18 protein-coding genes are annotated in these 19611 nt (G+C 57.5%); 4 read left to right on the top strand and 14 right to left on the bottom strand.

Going from position 1 to position 19611, the window contains the following annotated elements:
* Window positions 1-379 precede the first annotated feature (379 nt).
* The 11 genes from HMPREF2890_RS06075 to HMPREF2890_RS06025 form a co-directional block, all read right to left on the bottom strand.
* Window positions 380-1507 (bottom strand): DUF4857 domain-containing protein, encoded by a 1128-nt coding sequence (locus tag HMPREF2890_RS06075; RefSeq protein WP_070466598.1) that lies wholly within the window; start codon window positions 1505-1507, stop codon window positions 380-382.
* Complete coding sequence (locus tag HMPREF2890_RS06070; protein ID WP_070466596.1) at window positions 1504-2172, bottom strand: hypothetical protein; 669 nt, start codon at window positions 2170-2172, stop codon at window positions 1504-1506. The genes HMPREF2890_RS06075 and HMPREF2890_RS06070 overlap by 4 nt, the downstream gene beginning before the upstream one ends.
* Window positions 2173-2179: 7 nt before the next feature.
* On the bottom strand, window positions 2180-3070 hold the full coding sequence (locus HMPREF2890_RS06065; RefSeq protein WP_070466594.1) for an ABC transporter ATP-binding protein: 891 nt from the start codon (window positions 3068-3070) through the stop codon (window positions 2180-2182).
* A 4-nt stretch (window positions 3071-3074) separates the two neighbouring features.
* Complete coding sequence (locus HMPREF2890_RS06060) at window positions 3075-4322, bottom strand: DUF4876 domain-containing protein (RefSeq protein ID WP_246825337.1); 1248 nt, start codon at window positions 4320-4322, stop codon at window positions 3075-3077.
* A gap of 22 nt (window positions 4323-4344) precedes the next feature.
* Window positions 4345-5562 (bottom strand): DUF4876 domain-containing protein, encoded by a 1218-nt coding sequence (locus HMPREF2890_RS06055; RefSeq protein ID WP_070466591.1) that lies wholly within the window; start codon window positions 5560-5562, stop codon window positions 4345-4347.
* Between the two features lie 13 nt (window positions 5563-5575).
* Window positions 5576-7102, bottom strand: coding sequence for a DUF6850 family outer membrane beta-barrel protein (locus HMPREF2890_RS06050; protein ID WP_070466590.1), 1527 nt, complete (start codon window positions 7100-7102; stop codon window positions 5576-5578).
* Window positions 7099-7467 (bottom strand): hypothetical protein, encoded by a 369-nt coding sequence (locus HMPREF2890_RS06045; RefSeq protein WP_070466589.1) that lies wholly within the window; start codon window positions 7465-7467, stop codon window positions 7099-7101. Before HMPREF2890_RS06045 ends, HMPREF2890_RS06050 begins: the two co-directional genes overlap by 4 nt.
* Window positions 7464-10250 carry a TonB-dependent receptor gene (locus HMPREF2890_RS06040; RefSeq protein WP_070466587.1) on the bottom strand — a complete coding sequence of 929 codons (2787 nt, stop codon included), beginning with the start codon at window positions 10248-10250 and terminating at the stop codon, window positions 7464-7466. The genes HMPREF2890_RS06045 and HMPREF2890_RS06040 overlap by 4 nt, the downstream gene beginning before the upstream one ends.
* Window positions 10247-10834, bottom strand: a complete 588-nt coding sequence (locus HMPREF2890_RS06035; RefSeq protein WP_070466586.1) for a PepSY-associated TM helix domain-containing protein — start codon at window positions 10832-10834, stop codon at window positions 10247-10249. Before HMPREF2890_RS06035 ends, HMPREF2890_RS06040 begins: the two co-directional genes overlap by 4 nt.
* An 11-nt stretch (window positions 10835-10845) precedes the next feature.
* Window positions 10846-11433 (bottom strand): hypothetical protein, encoded by a 588-nt coding sequence (locus HMPREF2890_RS06030; protein WP_070466584.1) that lies wholly within the window; start codon window positions 11431-11433, stop codon window positions 10846-10848.
* Window positions 11434-11587: 154 nt separating this feature from the next.
* Window positions 11588-11956, bottom strand: coding sequence for a DMT family protein (locus HMPREF2890_RS06025; RefSeq protein ID WP_070466582.1), 369 nt, complete (start codon window positions 11954-11956; stop codon window positions 11588-11590).
* A gap of 625 nt (window positions 11957-12581) precedes the next feature.
* On the opposite strand from HMPREF2890_RS06025, the gene HMPREF2890_RS06020 reads away from it, so the two are divergent.
* The 4 genes from HMPREF2890_RS06020 to HMPREF2890_RS06005 all read left to right on the top strand — a co-directional run bounded on the left by HMPREF2890_RS06020 (window position 12582) and on the right by HMPREF2890_RS06005 (window position 16038).
* Window positions 12582-13001: a PadR family transcriptional regulator gene (locus tag HMPREF2890_RS06020; RefSeq protein WP_070466580.1), complete on the top strand. Its 420-nt coding sequence runs from the start codon at window positions 12582-12584 to the stop codon at window positions 12999-13001.
* A gap of 30 nt (window positions 13002-13031) precedes the next feature.
* Window positions 13032-14129 (top strand): PspC domain-containing protein, encoded by a 1098-nt coding sequence (locus HMPREF2890_RS06015; protein WP_070466578.1) that lies wholly within the window; start codon window positions 13032-13034, stop codon window positions 14127-14129.
* Between the two features lie 184 nt (window positions 14130-14313).
* Window positions 14314-14781: a LexA family protein gene (locus HMPREF2890_RS06010; RefSeq protein ID WP_070466576.1), complete on the top strand. Its 468-nt coding sequence runs from the start codon at window positions 14314-14316 to the stop codon at window positions 14779-14781.
* Between the two features lie 3 nt (window positions 14782-14784).
* A complete protein-coding gene (locus HMPREF2890_RS06005; protein ID WP_070466574.1) occupies window positions 14785-16038 on the top strand; it encodes a Y-family DNA polymerase in 1254 nt (417 codons plus the stop codon).
* A 5-nt stretch (window positions 16039-16043) separates the two neighbouring features.
* Here HMPREF2890_RS06005 and HMPREF2890_RS06000 read toward each other — a convergent pair whose 3' ends face one another.
* From HMPREF2890_RS06000 to HMPREF2890_RS05990, 3 genes are all read right to left on the bottom strand, one after another.
* On the bottom strand, window positions 16044-17177 hold the full coding sequence (locus tag HMPREF2890_RS06000; RefSeq protein ID WP_070466572.1) for a DNA recombination protein RmuC: 1134 nt from the start codon (window positions 17175-17177) through the stop codon (window positions 16044-16046).
* The gene (gene fic, locus HMPREF2890_RS05995) at window positions 17174-17722 is read right to left on the bottom strand and encodes a protein adenylyltransferase Fic (protein ID WP_070466570.1); all 549 of its coding nucleotides are present in this window, start codon (window positions 17720-17722) and stop codon (window positions 17174-17176) included. The genes HMPREF2890_RS06000 and fic overlap by 4 nt, the downstream gene beginning before the upstream one ends.
* Before the next feature lie 87 nt (window positions 17723-17809).
* Window positions 17810-19015: a hypothetical protein gene (locus HMPREF2890_RS05990; RefSeq protein ID WP_148130696.1), complete on the bottom strand. Its 1206-nt coding sequence runs from the start codon at window positions 19013-19015 to the stop codon at window positions 17810-17812.
* Between the last annotated feature and the right edge of the window lie 596 nt (window positions 19016-19611).

Genomic DNA, 19611 nt, shown 5'->3' with positions numbered 1-19611 from the left:
GATATTAGTCTTCTCTAATATCGGTATTAGATCAGCGCCTGTGGGGACGGGTCAGGGGATGCCCTTCTCTGCAGCAGGTCATGCACCTTTCGACACTTTTTCTCGACCACTATTGCACCCGAGTGAGAGGACCTAATAGACGAGGCCGCCCTGCCCGTCATTGAGAGAGCAGAGCGACCTCGAGCATATATTATAAGACCTTTTTAAAATGGTCTTTCGCCGAAAAAGCACCGCTTTTTCGGCAGGTACTTTGCAGAATGCCCCAGATGCAAGGGACTGAGAGTGAGGGCGAAGGGAGTGTGCTTACGCACATGACCAAGCCCGAATCTCGAATGTGACGCCGCAGATGGGGTATTATGCAAAGGTCTCATTATGGTCCTTACTTCCTTCGGCGATACCAAGCGATGCCGCTAATGGCGAGGAGCCAGACGAGTGTACCGATCCAGGAGAATTGGCTAACAGTCGGGTGGAGGTAATTATACTCCCCGGACTCGAAGCGGAGCTGGAAGGGCACGACGTAGTCTGCGAAGGTTCGTCCGCCGGAGGTGTCGAAGTGGAGACTCTTGACGCCTGCGAGCGTCTGGGCATCCAGCGCGGTGTACTCTGCCCCCTCAGCATCACTCTGGATCACGGTCCAGAAGAAGGGGTTGCCGAGGATGGTCAGCTTCTCCTCTCGCATCCGCAGTGCGGGGAGATCGGCCCTCTGGAGCCGATACTCCGGCAGCCGGATGACGTAGAGCGAGCCCTCCCGGTCGATGACGAAGCCGAGGAACCGCTTGGAGGGGTACTCCGTGACGAAGAGGTACTCAGGTCGCACGCCCTCCGGCAAGTCGATCGGTCGTACGAAGGGGCGACCAACAGTCTGTCGTAGCTGGTAGAGGCGGTCCGCAGCATCGACGAGGAGGTAGCCATTGTCGTACGGCTTGCGGGTGGTGGGATTACCGGCCACGAGGCGGATGGGGAAGGTGACACCTTTCTCCTCCAGAGCCCTCTGGTAGAGAGCCGACTTCTCCTCCTCGATCGAGTTGGACTCCATGTTGACAAATTCGATCCGCCGATCTGTGAAGCGGAAGACATCCTCCGGCATCTCCAGATTGACTCTCTTGGACATCGACTCCAGGAGGAAGTAGAGCGGGGTCTCGTGCGTATTGAGACTCGCAGGGTGAGAGACGAAGATAAAGCTCTCACGCTCCAGCAGTCCCTGATCCACAGCGATGCCCCGGATGCTATCCGGAAGACGTCCATCCATCACCAGCTGGCGGTAGTAGAAGGAGGGGAGGATGCTATCAAACTCGCTATCGGTGTACTCCCGGCCAGCGTAGTCGTAGTAGCGGGTCCCCTCTCCATCCCGATTGTCGAGCGAGGCGAAGTCCCCCACCACCTCACTATAGAGGGTGAAGGGGACATAATCCCCCTTGGGTGCCGTCATATCACCGAGCGAGGTAATGCCCCAGACCAGCGCCAGTGCGGCAAGGAGGGTAAGCAAAATGGTGTATAGTGGCTTCATTGCACTCCTTCCTTAAAGCGTTGGATCGAGAGTATCGAGACGTAGCAGAGCAGCAGCGTCACCAGCCCCATCGGGAGAAGCGCCCCCTGGTAGAAACGAGGGGTCGTGCTGATGAAGTAGAAGTGGACGAGTGCGTAGCTGAGGAGTATGTAGAGCACACGTCGGCGCCAGGTGGACTCAAGCACCACGAGGGCGGTGAGTCCATAGGCGGTGAAGCCGGCCATAAACCACGGGGCGATGCTGACGAGCAGATGAGTCACCAGCTCCGGGGCAAGGATGCTCCGGAGGTAGAGGGCAAGCATCAGGTGCTGCGTGAGGCAGAGGAGCCCGAGGACCCCTACTCCATAGGTAAGCATGGTGAGGGCAATGGTCCCCTGGCCCATAGGCAGATGGAGGGTGAGCTTGAGTCGCTTCTGGGTCATCTCTGGAGCAAATTGCGTCACGGCAAGTATCACGCCCGTGAAGAGGGGCTGATACTGCAGAACATTGAGGAAGAGCACATCCTTGGAGAGCAGGATCTCCCACAGGTGTGCCGCTCCTCGGAGGGTGATGACCCTCTGGAGGGTGAGGAGGGCGTAGGCGGTGATGGCGATCCCTACGATGTAGAGCACCAAGAGCGCCCAGCGGGTCTTGATCCACTCCTTATACAGTAGTCCTTGTATCATATCCGACTCAGTACTTACCGGTTAGTCCGATGAAGGCGTCCTCGAGGGTCATCGGCTCCTCCACGAGGCGGTCGTAGGGGATCTGTGCTCTCTGCAGGTAGGCCTGTACATACTCTCTCGACTGGAAGGTGTGGAGCTCTGCCGCACGACCGATGACGGCGCTGTAGTAGAGCTTCTCATCCCCCGGCAGGGCAGTAACCCCCTCATCGGTGGTGAAGGTGTAGCGGTGGAAGGTCTCCATCAGCTCCCTCACCGGCATCCGGACAAGGATCTTCCCGTAGTCAAGGATGATACAGTCGTCAATCAGCCGCTCCATATCCTGGATGATATGGGAGGTGAGGAAGACCGTCTTGTCACGCCCGCTGGTGTAGTCCCTGAGGTAGTCGATGAAGAGACGCCGGTAGCCGGGGTCGAGCCCGAGGGAGAAGTCGTCAAGGATCAGGAGGTCGGCATCCTGGGCGAGGATCAGTCCCAGGGCGACCTGGGAGCGCTGTCCGCAGGACATCTGGCTGATCCGCTGCCGTGGAGCGATCTTGAGCTTGCTGACGAGGTCGTAGTAGATCTCACGCTTCCAGCGGGGGTAAAACCGCGCATAGAAGCGCTCGATCTCCGTGACGGTCATGAAGCTGTACTGCACATGCCCCTCGATGAGGAGAGCGATCTGCGCTTTTACGGAGGGAGGCATGGCTTGGATGTCGTAGCCGAGCATCCGACAAGTGCCTCCGGCAGGGCGGAGGTAGCCCGCGAGGATATTGATCGTGGTGGTCTTACCGGTGCCATTCTTCCCCAAGAGACCGAGGATCCGCCCCCGAGGGACCTCGAAGGAGAGGTCCTCGTAGATGAGACGCTTCCCGTAGTAGTGGGTCAGGTGGTCACACCGGATGATGCTATCCTGCATGGCGTCACTTGCCTGCCTTCAGAGAGGGCTGTACGCGAGCATTGAAGTCCTCGGTCGAGTTGTTGGTATCCTTGAGGTACTTCCGGCCATTGGCCTCACGCTCCACCTTACGGATGACAGCAGTACCCTGGCCGCTTTTGTCCAGAAAACTATCGCGCCAACCGGTAAAGCCAGCATCGATGGTGTCAGGAATATAGCGCCAGTCAATCTTATCCTTAATACCCAGGAAGACAGCATCGACGATCCAGTCGAGGGGGACCTTGTAGAACTTGTTGGTCTCCATCTCCTTGACAAAATCCTTGAAGCGGAAGACATACTTCGCCGACCAAGCATAGTCCTTCTTATAGGTAGCGGCATCGACCGGAACCCTAACGAGGACAATGGTGGTGCAGCCCGCCTGATGGAAAGAGGAAACGGTCTTGGAGGACTTGTAGTAGGAGATCAGATTGGGCACCCCAGGATTGTCTGTATCCTGGAAGCGGGGATTGGACGAGCGATCGTAGATCTCGAAGTCGGCGTGCTCGAGATTGACCGCTCCGGGGAAGAACTTGGAGTGGTCCAGGGCGTCATTCGCTACGATGATCGAGGCACCGGGCTTGACGGGATAGGTGGTCCCATCGCCGGGGATGATGGAGAGGAATCCGACCGGGAGGATATCCTTGATCGCATCCTTATCCACATAGTCCTGCTTCATATTGCACAGGAGGGCAGACTCCGCAATGCCGAGCCCATCAGCGTAGAGAGTGACGTCGGAGTTGTTGGTGATCTTGATGTACTGCTCGCCGTACTTATAGGACTTCTTCGTCTCAGGATTGTAGGTAGGGCTGATGAAGAGCTCCTCGATGACGAAGCCGGAGCTGACATTCTCCGTGTACTGAGGGATGAGGGTAAATGTGCTCTTCTCGCCCTTCACAACGATGCCTTCCTCCATAGAGACTGTCGTCCGGACCTTGCCGAGGCGATCGGACTGATAGGCGATCCCCGCAGTGAGGGAGACTTGGTACTTGCCCTCGAGGAGCTTCTGCTGGAAGGTAGCGGACTCCGGCTTGAGGGCGATCTCCTTGCCGTCCTGGCTGCTCTTAATGGTCACCTGGAGGTCGCTGTAGGTAGCGTCCTTGAGACCGACAGGCGCCTCGATGGTGAAGGCACAATCGCTCTCGATGGCGGGTTTACGGTTCTCCTCAGGCTTACAGCCTACAAGGAGAACGGATAGAAGGGCGACGAGGGCCCAGAAGTGATGAAGTTGTTTCATGATCATTATATACTTGAGATTATTATTTCAGACTGACGGCACGGAAGTCCTTGGAGGAGTTGTTGGTGTCCTTGAGGACCTTAGAAGTTTCGCTGAGAGGCTTACGGACAACTTTCTTCCCATATCTGGAGTCGTCACCAAGGGCTGGTACGACTGAGGCGTAGCCGGCATCGAGCTTCTCGGAGACGGGGAGCCACTGGAAGTCATCCTTCATACTGAGATTGACCGCATCGAGGATCCACTCATTGGGAATCTGGAGGGCTGGTTCGCCCGGCATCTTCATCGGATCCATCCCCTCGATGATCATGACCTCCTCGTAGGGGTAGCTGTACTTCTTAGCGAGCTCCTCTGCCGTGAGCCCCTGGAGGTCAGCGAGCGCATAGGTGTGCTGACCATTGGTGCTCATCGCCCAATTCTGCACGCCATCGCCGTAGGGATCGCTGATGAAGATCAGCCTCATGTCGGGTACTTGGGGATTGTCTGGCGTCTCGGAGTCGGTATAGCCCTTCTCGCTCATCCACTCAAAATTGGCCCCGGAGAGGTCGATTGAGTTAGGATTTGCCTGCGCATGATTGATCGCCGAGTGGCAGAGGATGATACTCTCATGCGGCTTGACGGGATAGCTGGTCCCATCGCCGGGGATCTGCATCACGAGACTGACCGGCATGTGAGTCGAGCGGACATCCGGCTCGATCTGCTCCTTCTTGTCGTCCGACTGGAAGGTGGAGCGGACCAGCGCCAGACCGTCGGCATAGCGGGTCACGGGGCTATTATTGGTGATGCGGATGAACTTATCCTCATCATACTGCTCTCCGTTCTTATTGAGCGTCCCGGCAAAGAAGATCTCGCTGATGACGAAGCTCTCCTTGGGCATCACAAAGGTAAGCTGACAAGTATGGGTGTAGCTCTGCTCACTCCTGGCCACAAGGTCCTCACTGTACTCCAGCGTCGTGAGGACTCCCTTCGTGGCGAAGTCACCGGTGAGATGGAGGGTGTAGGAGGCACCCTGAGAGAGGGTGACCCTCGCCTTATTTTGCTCAAAGGTGAGGGACTGCTTCGTCCCCTTAGCCTTGGAGACGACCTCACCGCGGAGGTTGCTTAGTTGCCCCTCGATGCCAAGCGGGCTCTTCACCTCGAGGGTAACGAGAGCCTCACTCGGCTGCTCAGGAGCGTCCTCACGGCAGCCCGAGAAGAGGACTGAGAGGAGCAGTGCAAATGCGATAAAAAAAGTTTTCTTCATAAACAAAATGGTTCTATAGGGTTAGCTGGATCTCCGCCAGCAGGGTGTGACGGAGTGAAGAGGGGAAGTGGTCGAGCCGATAGCGACCGCCCACCACGAGTCCCCAAGAGGGCTTGAGAGGCATAGGGAGGTGGTACTTGGGTGCAATGCTGAGGCTGAGACACCTCGCTGTAGCGGACCGATAGCTCTGCCGGAGGTGATCCGTCACCGACTCCTCCATCTCTGCCATAGGGAGCGTGAGCAGACCGACAGCCTCAGGGGCATAGCCCGCCTCGAGGGAGAGAAGGCCGTAGCTCCGCTCACTGCGATGAGAGACCTCTCCATAGAGGACCACATACCAGCGGTCGAGGCGAAGCTCCTTCTCCGGCTCGAGCACCCTCGTCCGGAGACGAAGATAGGTCACCTCGGGCTGCACAAGCCAGTGCCAGCCCGGTCGGCGATAGTCAGCGTCACCGAGGGAGAGTGAGAGCTTGCCCTCCACGGTGCCGCGGTGAAAATTGGCGTTGTACCCCACTACGGGATAGGTCCCGGCCTTAGGTTCGCCTACGATATGCTCTACTCCGGAGCGGCTCTCGACACTTGCCTCAAGATCGAGTGCACCCATGAGTGCCCCCACCCGGTGCTGGTAGCCGACACTCAGCCTCCCCTGATGATCGGTATAGTGGTGGATCGGCACCTCATTCATATCACTCACCGCCTGCTCCAGCCGGCTATACCGATAGCCAAGAAGAGTTCGCATCCCCTCGTCGGAGGTCCGAGGCAGGAGATGGAGCGCAGCCCCGAGCGACCGACCACGATAGTGGAGAGAGGGCTCATTGGTGTCAAACCTCCGGAAGCTGCCCCCGAGACCACTCATCAACCGCTGGAGACTGCCTCCGATAGGGCTATAGATCGCCACCCCACTCCGCTGCTTGTAGAGCCCATAGTCGAGGGAGAGTCCCACCTCGCAGGTGGCGACCGGTAGGGAGAGCCCGGTGGAGAGGCGTAGATCTGAGACGATACTCCGAGGTCTCGGATCCACTGAGCGGTACTCCTGCTGAGAGCGGTAGTGCAGCTCCCCGGATAGTCGGAGCAGGGAGAGCTGATGGCTGTAGCCTCCACCGAAGGTATACCTCTCCAGCGACAGGTCTCCGCCCTTCTCGTCAGCCATAATATAGGGGTAGAGCCGATCGTAGTCAGAGGTGCTGCGCCACTTCACCTCTTTCACACGCCCATTGGCATAGTCGGCATAGCCCCAGAGGTGCTCCCTTGCCGACGGGAGGAGGTAGGTCTTCGCTTGGAGCAGTGCAATGCTCTCACCCCGTCCCTGCTCATCATAGAGCGACTCCGTCTCATTTCGTCCCTCGTACCGAGCAGCAAAGGAGGAGAGGGAGTTGCGGTACTGCCTATGATGGAGTGCCACCTGATCGGCATAGCGGAGCCACAGCTGCTGCCAAGCGATCGAGCACTCATAGGATCGTGCGGCCACACTGAGCGTATCCGCAGCGTGAGCATTCATCACGACCGTTAGGACGAGGAGAAGAAGGAGATGACGTCTCATAGCATCCTGAGCATTTTGATCTCGCAGGTCTCCTCCTTATCCAGGAAGAGCCGCTCAGTAGCCGACCCTCTGACCCAGACCGTCTCGCCGCTCTCCAAGAGGAGCGCCCCCTCCACCCGGACATCGTAGAGCCCGCGGTAGAGCTCGTCCGTATAAGTAGAGGTGGTGATGGAGTTGCGGGTGGTGGTATGGCGGGTGTTGAGATTTTCCCACTCGATCTTATAGCTCTGGCGGACCACAGGGGAGGGGGTGCTATAGTCCAGTCGGAGCGTCACGCGGCTCATCACGTCCGGGCGCTCCGGCAGGTGGCACGCAGATAAGCCCACGAGGAGCAGGAGTGCGATCAGAGTCTGAGCCTTTGTCATAGATTGATCATCATTTCCATACCGAAGTAGGGGGTCTGATTGCGCCGGATCACGAAGCCCTTTCGCTCTATGTCCGGACTGTAGTCAAAGATCTTATTGACGAAGAGCGCTACCCGCAATTTGCTCTCAAAGAGGGACTTCGTCGCCTTTAGATTGGTGATCATCATAAAGGGAACCACGTACCGCTCGAAGGAGCTCTCGGTGTAGCTTCGCTTGAGCCACTGCAGCTGAGCATCGCCCTTGGCCGCCTCTGTGAAGGGGCGTCGCTCTCCATCTGAGAGAGAGATGAAGTAGTCGGGATAATTGGAGAGAGGCATCTTCTGCGAGGAGGAAAACCAGTTTGACTGAAAGGAGAGCGATAGTCCCAGTCCGATCTTAGGGAGGTAATTGTCGAGCCGAAGGTCGGTATTGAGTATCTCACGGACCAGTATCTCATTATCCTGATAGATGCCCACGTAGGGGACCTCGCGCCCGCCGAGGACGGCTCTCGGGCGCTCATACTGCGGGAGACTATTCCGATAGGTGGTCCTAAACCACGCTCCCGATAGCGTCACTCGGGTATTGAGGAAGCGGTACCTCGGAGTGCTCATCACCCACTCCACACCACTCTTATCGGTCTCGCTTCCATTCGTATCGAGAGGGAGCAGACGGAAGTCTCGTGTATCCCTGTACTTGAAGTCCCTGATGTCCGGCTTAGCTGTCAGGGTAGCATAGTCGACCGACTGCGGATCGTAGTACCGGAAGTCCGCGATCCGTAGCTCAGTATCCTTGCGGAAGCCACTCCGCATCCGCTCCCGGAAGCAGGTCAGAGTGGCGGAGTAGCCGGCGTAGTCGAGATCGAGACGGAGCTCGCCCTTGACGTTCTTCGCCGGTGCCAGCTGCTTATTATCCGGGTCATAGATATAGGTTCGCATATAGACCAGGCGGTAGTCCGGATTGCTGTGGTAGTAATTGAGCTCCACAAAGTCGTCGTAGATCGTATCCGGATAGAGCTGCTCCATAGAGGGAAACATACTGAGGCTCCCTACCCCACCATTCACCCGAACCATAAGAGGGCGATCGGCTACCTCTATCGGGGCGAAGCTCCAGCGGGCGTTGAGTCGGATGTCCGGATACCACCGACCAGACATCCTATAGGAGCGATCGAGGGCGAGGAGGCTATTGGCCACCACCCCGGCCATCAGGGTCAGGGAGTGCTCCCGGATCGGCAGTGTCATCTCATCCTCCACGAAGAGGGAGAGGACCGACTTACCCGGGACATCGTAGAAGGGTCGGGGACGGCTGCCGGAGAGCCAGAAGAGGGGGCGGTCGAGGTCGAAGATTGCCCCTCGCCCGATATTCTTGCTGTAGCTCCAGTCCGCTCCATACTTCAGCCGATGCCGGCCGGGGCCGAGGTCGAGACGACTACTGCCCTTGAGCTTGAGATAGAGGTAGAGAGGTCTGCTATCGACGGTGTGAGAGGCGAAGTAAGTGCGGGGATAGTACCGTCCCTCATGCTCTCCCTCCTCGCGGGTAGTCAGGTAGGGGACATCGCGACTCATCAACATATCCTTGGTGATGGCGGTCCGGTCCCAAGTGTGGGAGAGTGACAGGGTCAGATCCACGGCACTGAGCCAGGGATTCTCCGTTGGGAGGAAGGAGAGACTCTCTGAGAGAGCGAGGCGATGGTTTCCCGACTGATAGGTATCTAAGGGGGTGACGTCAAGGTCCTGATCCCGCTTTCGGTCATTGAGCGAACCGGTATAGTCGATGCTGGAGAGCGAGGAGAGACTGCCTATCGTCCCCGACCATCGTCCGGAGAGACGGAGCGAACCGGTGATGCGCTCGTAGCAGTCACGTACGCTGCGGGGGTCGGAGTAGGCGCTGAGGTAGCCGATGCTGCTGATGAGATTGAGCCGGTCGGGGAGGAGGTTGACCCCTTTGGAGAGGAAGAAGAGCTTGCTGGACATATCCGACTTGAAGCGCCCGGTGAGCTCATCGGTCCACTGCTTACGCTTCACCTTGATGAGACCGCTTGTCAGGTCGGAGTGCTCCACGGAGGGGATCCCCTGCACCACCTCGATGCTCTCCACGTCATCGGTGGAGATGGAGCGCATATCCACACCGGCATTGATCGGCACCTGAGTCGAGTAGGCCCCATCACTCCCATACATCCCCTTGAGCCCGGCATCCATCTGCACGGGGACGCCATCGATGAGAAATCTCGTCCCCATGGAGGAGGTATTGTACTGCGACTGATTGACCCTCGGGAGCAAATTATGCTGCCCTACGATGGGGAGGGAGGCCTCCCGCAGCCGGACGATATCCGGCGAGGTGAGGAGAGGATCGGAGGAGAAGCCTCCCGGGAGCAGCTCCAGCACATCGCCGATGCTGGAGGGCTGGAGCAGCGTCATTGCCTCTCTCCCTATGAGAGACGAGGTGACCATACCCTTGGAGGGCTTAGCCGTCACCACCACCTCCTGGAGCTCATCGGTACTGTCCTGGAGCTTGAGGGTAAAGGCGTGCTGCTCCGGTGTGACCTGTACCCGTTGCTCGTAGGGCCGATACCCGATGTAGGTCGCACGGATCAGGTACCCCCCGGGGATCACTCTCCGGAGTGTCAGGATACCCTTCGCATCCGTGGCCCCCTTGTACTCCCGCTGTCCATCCTTCATTGTCACCACCGCCCCGGGGAGAGGCATCCCGTCCCCTGAGTCCACGACCGTGAGCTTCACCGCCGTCTGTCCCTGCACCACAAGGAGCAGAGAGAAGAGGGTGAGGAAAATCCAGACGAGTCGCCTCATAGGAGTAGGAAAAGGAGGGGAATGAGTATCCCTAAGGCCAGCTCCAGCCCGCCTACCCCTCTGAGCCCTCTCTTACCACGGGCGAGGAAGAGACCCGAGAGGGTGATGACGATGAGGGCTATCGCAAAGAGATCAGAGAAGTAGGTCCACCAGCGACCTGGATTGTAATGAAGGCGTACAAAGTCGCCGAGTAGCGGCCGCTTCCTCAAGCGGTCATACACGCCGGTACCAGTCTGGAGATCCACCTCCAGAGTGGAGCCGCCCTTGAGGAAGACCTTCATCGTCCTCTCATCCGGATAGTAGTGCTTCGTATAGTGCCCTTTCTCTCCGATCTCATCGAGGAGTCTCTCTATCTCCCCCGTGGTGACTGACCCCTTCGCCCGAGGGGTCTCAGTGAGTGCACGAGGGATCTCTATCCGCCTCGCTGAGTAGGTAGGATTGAGCTCATCCCGATGATTCATCAGGATGCCGGAGAGGGCGTAGATAATGACGATACCGGCAAAGAAGAAGGAGAGGTGCCTGTGGATCCAGCGGCACGCCTTCACCATACTCTTAGACCGGTCCCCTCGGGGACTATTTGCCATAGTCCGTGAGATCAGAGGATTTCGTAGGAGAGCCCCTCCATGTGGTAGAGGCTGACATAGGCCTTACCCTCCTTCTCTGCACGATCTGCAATGCGGGACCGGAAATTGGCAATCCGCTCTCGGACGCTATTGGCCTCCGCCTCCGCATTGGCCTTCATATCGGCAGCACAGCCACCCTCGCCCTGAGCCTCCTTGGCCTGATCGGCGATCTGAGCCTCCCACTGAGCGAGGTAGTCCTCATCAATGCGGTCCTCCACCAGGACTCCTGTCACACGTACGATGCTATTGACGGTCTCCTGAGGAAAACTGCCGATCGACTCACCCGCCTCTACACGGAGGGTCTTGGTATCGTCGCTGCCCATGAGGAAGATCTTTCCTCCTCCATGCTTGCAGATATGGGCACAGACCCCCTCTACCTTGATGGTATCACCGACCAAGCTATCCGGGTCTGCCAATACCTGATCCACCTCGAGGGCGGCAGGGGTCGCCTCCTCCGCGGAGGTCTGAGCTTTACTCTTATTACTATCACCCCCACAAGATGCGAGGCCGAGGGTCATACCGAGGAGCAGCGTAAGGCTCCACTTGTTGATCAGAGTCATCTTTCTTACTTAATCCTTTAGTGATGCAATGAGGGACTACGCCCCTATATAGCTGCAAAGGTGACCCTAATCAAGGCGCAAGCCCATACTCACAAGTAGGTATTTTACCTCCAGACACCTACTCCCCATCGGGTATTTTGGGCGACTACAATCCTTACCGAAAGACGAAGTAGACCGCCAGGACGAGGCAGACAAATGCAGCGAGGTGATTCCACTGCAGCGGCGTACCTCGGAAGAAGATCACCGTGAAGAGCGTAAAGACCGTGATCGATATCACCTCCTGGATCACCTTGAGCTGCAGCAGCGTAAAGGCTCCTCCATTACCCACAAAGCCATACCGATTGGCCGGCACCTGAAAGGCATACTCCATCAGCGCGAGCCCCCAACTCAGCAGTATCACCACATAGAGCGGTGTGCTGTCCCGGAGTATATGCAGCTGCTGGAGCTTGAGATGCCCATACCAGGCAAAGGTCATAAAGACATTAGAGACCAGCAGCATCGCCACCATCAGCCATCCATTCATATCAGCACGTACACATTAATATATAAAGACCTTTGCAAAATGGTCTTTCGCCGAAAAAGCACCGCTTTTTCGGCAGGGACTTTGCAGAATGCCCCAGATGCAAGGGACTGAGAGTGAGGGCGAAGGGAGTGTGCTTACGCACATGACCAAGCCCGAATCTCGAATGTGACGCCGCAGATGGGGTATTATGCAAAGGTCTCATATAGGGTAAAGAATAAAGACGCCCTCCCACTAAGCCCACGAAGGTACGAAGTAATGCCCCCACGGCAATGGAGCCTGAGGCCGAAATAGACCGGCTTGGCTGTCAGCCCATAGAGCAGGCACAGATCTAATACCGATATTAGCGATCTCTAATACCGATATTAGTGTTCTCTAATACCGATATTAGATCGAACTAATATCGGTATTAGTCTGAGGGCACCGCAGCCTGATCCTATGGCGTTATCCCTGGGAGAGGGATCTATCCACCTTTTTCCTCATTTCCGAACCACCCGACCCACCCGGTCTGTCCCAAACTCACCACCAACATCGCACTACCTTACATTTGCAAGGTACTAAGATTATACGTATCTTTGCCGTACAATATAGAGATAGAATCACTTTCACTAACTACAGTAAGAGCATCATGGCAAAGACTGACTTGGCGGATAAGTTCCGCTCACAGATGAGACGAGGGCTCCTGGAGTACTACCTGCTCCTCCTGCTTGACAGTCGCCAGGCCTACTCGGCAGACATCATTGATCTGCTCAAGGAGGCCGACCTGCTTATCGTGGAGGGCTCACTCTACCCTCTCCTGAGCAAGATGCGTCGCGCCGGCATCATTGGCTACACCTGGGCGGAGAGTACCCAGGGTCCTCCTCGCAAGTACTACACCCTTACGGATAAGGGACGAAGCATACTGGATAAGCTCAATCAGAACTGGGCTGAGATGAATGCTCAGGTCGACCGCATACGAGCTGCCAAGCAGGAGAATAACGGTCCGCAGATCACCCCCGCCCCCATGCAGGAGGCCGTAGACGAGATGCAACCGACAGATAAGGAATAGAGAACCATAAGGGCAAAAAAACAGAGCATCATGAAAAAGAACCTTTCAGTCACCCTTGGCGGCCGCTTCTTCACGATCGATGAGGACGCCTACTTCGCCCTTGACGCCTACATCGAGGGCATCCGGTCACACTACGCCCCTGAGGACCCCGATGGAGAGATCGTCTCCGACTTTGAGAGCCGCATCGCCGACCTCTTTGCCGACGAGATCCGGCAGCAGGGCCCCGGATCCACCATCACCATCGATGCCGTCCGCCGCACGATAGAGCGAGTCGGCTCCCTGGATCGCCTCTTTGACGACGAGGAGGAGCAGCATCCTATTGAGGAGGAGATGCCGGCAGCCGATGAGTCTATCAACTACGACACCGCTGCCCCCGATACCGAGACGGAGCAGAGGAGGATCCCCACCCCACCGATCCCACCGACCGGTATGGAGGGACCGCGGCCTCGGCACATCTACTACCGCTCCACCGTGGACCGCTGGCTCGGCGGTGTCCTCGGCGGCCTCGGAGAGTACCTCGGCATGGACGCCCTACTCTTCCGCCTCACCTTCATCCTCCTACTCTTCACCCCCGTCGCACCGGCGATCATCCTCGTCTACCTGGCGATGACAATCTTTGTCCCTCAAGCCAAGACAGTGACCCAGCGACTTGAGCTCCACGGCAAGCCGGTCTCCCCATCGACAATCTGGCAGGACATCGACGAGACAATAACCAAGAGCGAGGCGGAGGGAAAGGAGTCGGGCGATCGTAAGAGTGCCTTCCCCCGCCCCTCCGACTTCCTCTCTCCCGGCTGGCGCAAGGGACTACTCTGGACAGGCTCCATTCTGCTTATCCTGGGACTCTTCGTCGCCATGGGAGGAGTCATCACAGGTCTCGCCGACGGGGATCTCTTCCAGTACGACTTCTTTCACGACGGGGAGTACTTCCGCAGCACAGCGGCCGGGCTACTCTTTTCCATCGCTGGTGGTCTTGTCGCTCTGCCCTTCGCCACCCTGCTGATCTACGTGATCGGAGTGATCCCGATCGGGATGATCCTCCGGAGCAAGCACAGCAGCACGACGGTCAAGGTCGTCAGCATCGCCCTCTGGGTCATCATCCTGCTCGCCCTCTGGCACATCATATTCTGAGGTCTCTACACTGAGGCACAGATCGATTATCTTTTCATATAAGTCAAACCCTATTTAAGACTTTGCCCGCCCTCCGATGCGACATCGAGGGGCGGGCTTCTTTTTTTACACACTACATAGAGATGACTTATGGGGGGGAGGCAAAAAAAAGGAGCGGGGGAAATATCGTTATCTTTGTATTGCTATGGATAAGGGAGTAGAGAAGAGTCAGAGGAGCGAGCAGACGCTCCGGTTTTACGAGGTGGAGATGGGCGAGGGGCTCACCCTGCCCTATGCCGAGGAGGGGATCTTTGCCGGCTTCCCCTCGCCGGCGCAGGACGACCGGCTGGAGTCGATCGACCTGAATAGAGAGCTGATCCGCCACCCGGCGACGACGTTCCTTGCCCGCATCGTGGGCGACTCTATGGAGGGAGCCAATATCTACGAGGGGGACATCGTGGTCGTCGACCGCGCCTTAGAGGTGCACGATGATGACGTGGTGGTCTGCTGCGTGAATGGGGAGTTCAATATCAAGTTTGTGGAGCAAAGAGGCGATGTGGCCTACCTCGTCTCTGCCAATAGCGCCTACCCGCCTATGCGGGTCGACCCCGAGGACGACTTCATCCTCTGGGGCGTGGTCACCTACGTCATCCATCGGCCGAGACGGATCTGAGCCGTGTACGGTCTGATCGACTGCAATAACTTCTACGTCAGTTGCGAGCGGGTCTTCCGACCCGAGCTGCGCAACCGACCCGTCGTCTGTCTCTCCAATAACGATGGCTGCGTCGTCAGCCGGTCCAATGAGGCCAAGGCACTCGGCATCCCGATGGGTGTGCCACTCTTCAAGATCCGGGACTTAGTGGAGCGCGAGCATGTCGCCGTCTGCTCAAGCAATTACGTCCTCTACGGCAATCTCTCCCGCCGCGTGATGAGTGTGGTCCGGTCGATCATACCGGAGCAGGAGGTCTACTCCATAGACGAGTGCTTCGTCCACTTTGCCCCCAATGAGGAGTACGACCGGCTGGCGCGGGAGATCCGGCGAGCCGTCCTCAGGGGCGTGGGCATCCCCACCGGCATCGGTGTCGCCCCCACCAAGACCCTCGCCAAGATCGCCAGCCACTACTCCAAGAAGCACCCCGAGACCGGCGGCGTCTACACCCTCGACAGCCGGCGGGACATCGTCCGAGCGCTCGAGGGGACACCCATCGGCGACGTGTGGGGCGTCGGCAGGCGAAACCTCCGCAAGATGGAGAGCTTCCGCATCGAGACCGCCTACGACTTCGTCCAGCGGACACCGGAGTGGGTGCGGCGAAATTTCACCATCGTCGGGCTGGACACCTACTACGAGCTGCGAGGGGTGCCGAGGATCCCCTTCGGTGAGGAGACGCCCACCAAGAGCATCGGCCGATCCCGCTCTTTCGGCAACGCCGTCTCGGACAAGAAGCAGCTGGAGATGATCCTCCTCGAGTTTCTCGACATCGTCTGCAGCGAGCTGGAGCGGCAGCACCTCGGCACGCTCAATCTCGCGATCTACCTCCGCACCAATCGCTTTCGCTTCGACATCCCGCAGTACAATCCCTACGTGCAGAGCTCCTTCACGATGCCGACGAGCGACTTCTCACAGCTGGTGCCGGTGGTGCGGCAGCTGCTCGGCTCGATCTGGCGACCGGGGTATGACTTCAAGAAAGGGGGGATCCTCGTCTCTGACCTGGTCCGGATGGACCGGGCGCTGCCCTTTGAGACCGAGGAGGAGCAGCGACGGAAGCGCCTACGAGCCATCGAGGGGCGCATCCGGGAGCGGTACGGGGACCACGGGCTCTTTGTCGCCGCCCGCGACCCCGATGCACTGCAAGGCGTCGTCCGCCGGGAGCACACCAGCCCCCACTACACCACCGACCTCCGCGACATCCTGTGCATCACTCCCCACTGACCTCCTCAGCGGATGCGCTGGCGGATCTGATCGGCGTAGCCGGTCAGCCCCTGGCGGCCATCAAGGTGGGTGAGGGCATCTTTGTAAGCGCTCTTGGCATCATCGAGTTTGCCGCCGACTCGGCGGAAGTCTTCCATCATGTTATCCACCTGACGGAGCATCTTGTCCGCCAGCGCAATCACCTCGGCGATGTTCTCCTCCTGCCGGCGACTGATCCACGCCTCGCTGATGATCCTGAGGAAGAGCATCAGCGACTCAGGCGTGACGATGAAGACCCTGCTCGCGAGAGCCTTTTCCCTAAGGTCACTGCTCGAGAGCAACTGCAGCACGGCAGGCATAGGGACAAACATCAGGGTGTAGGGGAAGGTGCTCCGTCCCTCGAGCGACAGCTCGTGGTAGCGCGCCTTGGCCAGTTCGCTCACATGCGCCCTTAGGTCTCGCTCCATATCAGCAAGAGCCGCTTGTCGTCCCTCCTCATCAGCGGCATCGTGGTAGCGCAGGAAAGCCCGCAGCGACACCTTGGCATCGACCATCACGTCCCGCCCGTCGGGGAAGTGGAGGACAAAGTCGGGGCGCAGCACCTGACCGCCCCGCCGCAGCACCAGCTGAGCATCGTACTCCGTCCCTCGGATGAAGCCCTCCCGCTGCAGGATCTGCTCCAGCCGCTTCTCGCCCCAGTCGCCCTGCACCTTACCGCTCGTCGACATCGCACGGGCGAGGCGGTCGGCCTTGTCGCCGACGGCAGTGGTCTGCTCAATCAGCATCCGGATCTGCCGGTCAAGCTCACCGGAGCGGCGGGCATTGGTCTCACCGGTAGACTTCAGCGCGAGGTCCATCTTGTCGATGCTCGCCCGCAGCGGCGCCAGCACTAAGTCCAGCTCCTGCTTATTTGCGGAGGTGAGTTCGTCCGCCCGCCTCTTCGTGATCACCTCCGAGAGTGCCTCGAAGCGCTCCGTCATCCGGTCGAGCTGACGATCGAAGAGTCCCTCCTGCTCCTCCCTCTTCCTCTGCTCGCTCTCGAGGGTCGCCTCCGTGCGGGCTGCGGTCGCCGTGAGTCGTCCCATCCGCCCGACGAGGAGCAGGACGAGAAGCAGCAGCCCCCCGACTACCACAAGCAGTATGATCTCCAGCGTCGTCATCCCTCGTACCCCTCGTAGTAGTAAGACTGCTCCAGCCCCTTGAAGAGTATCTCCCGATCATCCACCTTCTCCGTCAGTGCAGGGAAGAGGAGGTGTCGCAGCTCCAGATCATTGACGGGACTGCGCTCCATGGCCTGCAGATAGGCACTCCTCGGTACACGCTGCCAGTCGACCACCTGCCCGAGGCTACGCTTCAGGATCTGATCGAGCCAGATCCTTGTGGCACGACCATTTCCCTCCATAAAGGGGTGCGCCACATTCATCTCCACATACTTGGAGATGATCTCCTCATAGGTACTCTCCGGCATGGCATCGATGATCGGCAGGATCGCATCTAAGTAGAGTGCATTCGCAAAGCGAAAACCGCCCTTGGAGATATTCAGCGAGCGAACCTGACCGGCAAAGTCATACAGTCCGCTAAATAGGTACTCGTGGATCCGGCAGAGTCCGCCGGTAGTCCCCACCTCCACCTGATCAATCTCCCCGGAGTCGTAGAGCCTGATGGCCCGCTCCAGGCTCGCTCTATCTATCTCTTCCTGCTTCATCATCTACCATCCTTACCACAAAAGTACGCAATTAGCGGATGCACGTCATCACTACTGACAAGGCTCCCCGACAGCCGGATAAACCAGTCACCAGGGCTTTGGGTAGGTCTTGATTTTGAAGCCAAGCTTTCTCGCATGCTTCACAAACCTCGGCATTGACTCAAAGCTCCAGTAATCGCATACTGCCACCTGTCCATCGGAGCATTGTAATATACGATCATCGTAAACAGATCTTATGTATTTATCATCCTTCTTATCCTGAAACCCATTAGTCTCCGGATAGTCAATCATAGTGACATAGTCATCGTTGAGGTCTGAAGGGAAAACCTCCATAAGCTCTCTTCTCGTGATCCCCTGATGCTCCTCCATATAGTCCTTGATCACTTGCAGGACAAGTCCCTCCTCAGTGTATAGGATCGTCTCGGTAGAGCCAAGACTTTCTCTGTAGCGATGGGCTTCACCAAACCAAAAGCCCCAAAAGCCCTCCTCGTAAAGTCTCAGCTGAGAGAGATCCAGTCGGGTACCCGAGAACACATAGTCGCACCAGTCATCATACAGTGGATTACACAGGCTATTACATCCGAAAATATCGGCTTTGTTCTTAGCAGCCATCCAGTTTCCGACAGCCCTCTCCAAGAGCTCCTCGTCTACGTAGTCAGCCCCAAGTCGATAGGGCAAGCTGTTTCCTCGGGTATTGCTTAGTAGGTAGTCCCACATAGGCTCGGGGACCACCTCCCGCACCAGCACTAAGGAGAGCGCCTCTGCCAGCGACTCCTCTCTCAGCCTGTAGAGCTGAGTGGTGTCGTAGCTAAATGGAGATTGTGGGTGATACTGCAAATAGTACCAGTCCAGGTACAGACGTGTATCCATAAGGGCATGCATCAACTCATGGAGGACGACCTGATCCAGAAGGGCGTGAAACTTCTCCACGGCCAAACGTTCATCTGGCTCCTCCTTATGAGTATAGTTCCAGATTTTGTCAACCCAAATGAAGATACGTGGTTCGTAATCAGCGAGACTACCTGATCCATGGGAGTAGGCACTCACATAGACTCCAAATAGATCCAATATCGGCTGGACACATACGATCTTATTTCTCTCGCGATCTTCCTCTGCCTCATTGATTTGTCTTTGATCAAAGTCTTCCTCCCGCTCAGGAGGTAGCTCCAGAGTCTCCTTTAGACCCTTAAGGGTCATCTCGTCGTAGGGCATCTGATGGTCGGGGATGGTTACCTCCATCTCCCTACCCACTAATGCGATACTATGCCGCTCACCGACCTGATCAGTGGTCACAAAGAGAATGGGAATCTGACACAGCAAGGACTGAAGGTCAGGGTGATGATAATCGTAGCAGTAATATTCAAAAAAACGTGAATAATGATAGCACCACGACATCGGTGAGCGCTCATACTCCAGAGCCTTCTGCATATCAGCTCGAAACTCAGGCGTGAGAAACTCCCTCAGCTCAGAGGGCAGGTCACAATTCCAGGGAATCAAGTTTACAAACAACATGGCAATAGTATATTACGAAGGTAAATGAAAAACTTTCAGTCGTGGGGGCATAGCCAAACCTACCTCTTGACTCCTCAAATGTAAAGATAATTCTCTACCTCGCAGCCTCTTTTTCCCATCCCCCCATGGGTGACGCATTTGAGTGGCACAGGAGTCCATCAACTCATTATAAAGGGTGGGGAACGAAGCACCCCTTGGGGGGTGCCCGCTCCTTAGCCCCGAAGACCCGGGGATCAAGCATTGCAAGTGATCCCGCGACCCCGCAAGGGTGTCGCACTGGTTGGTCTGACTCCCTGATAAGTGCGACACCCTGGCGGGGTCGTCAGAAAAGGGGCTTTCTGTTCAGCGACCCACAAGGGGTCGAGGGGGTAGGGGCG

It is taken from the genome of Porphyromonas sp. HMSC065F10 (genome assembly GCF_001808555.1).
Lineage (GTDB): Bacteria > Bacteroidota > Bacteroidia > Bacteroidales > Porphyromonadaceae > Porphyromonas_A.
The sequence above is the reverse complement of the archived record's forward strand: the minus strand, read 5'-3'. Positions and strand labels throughout refer to the sequence as shown.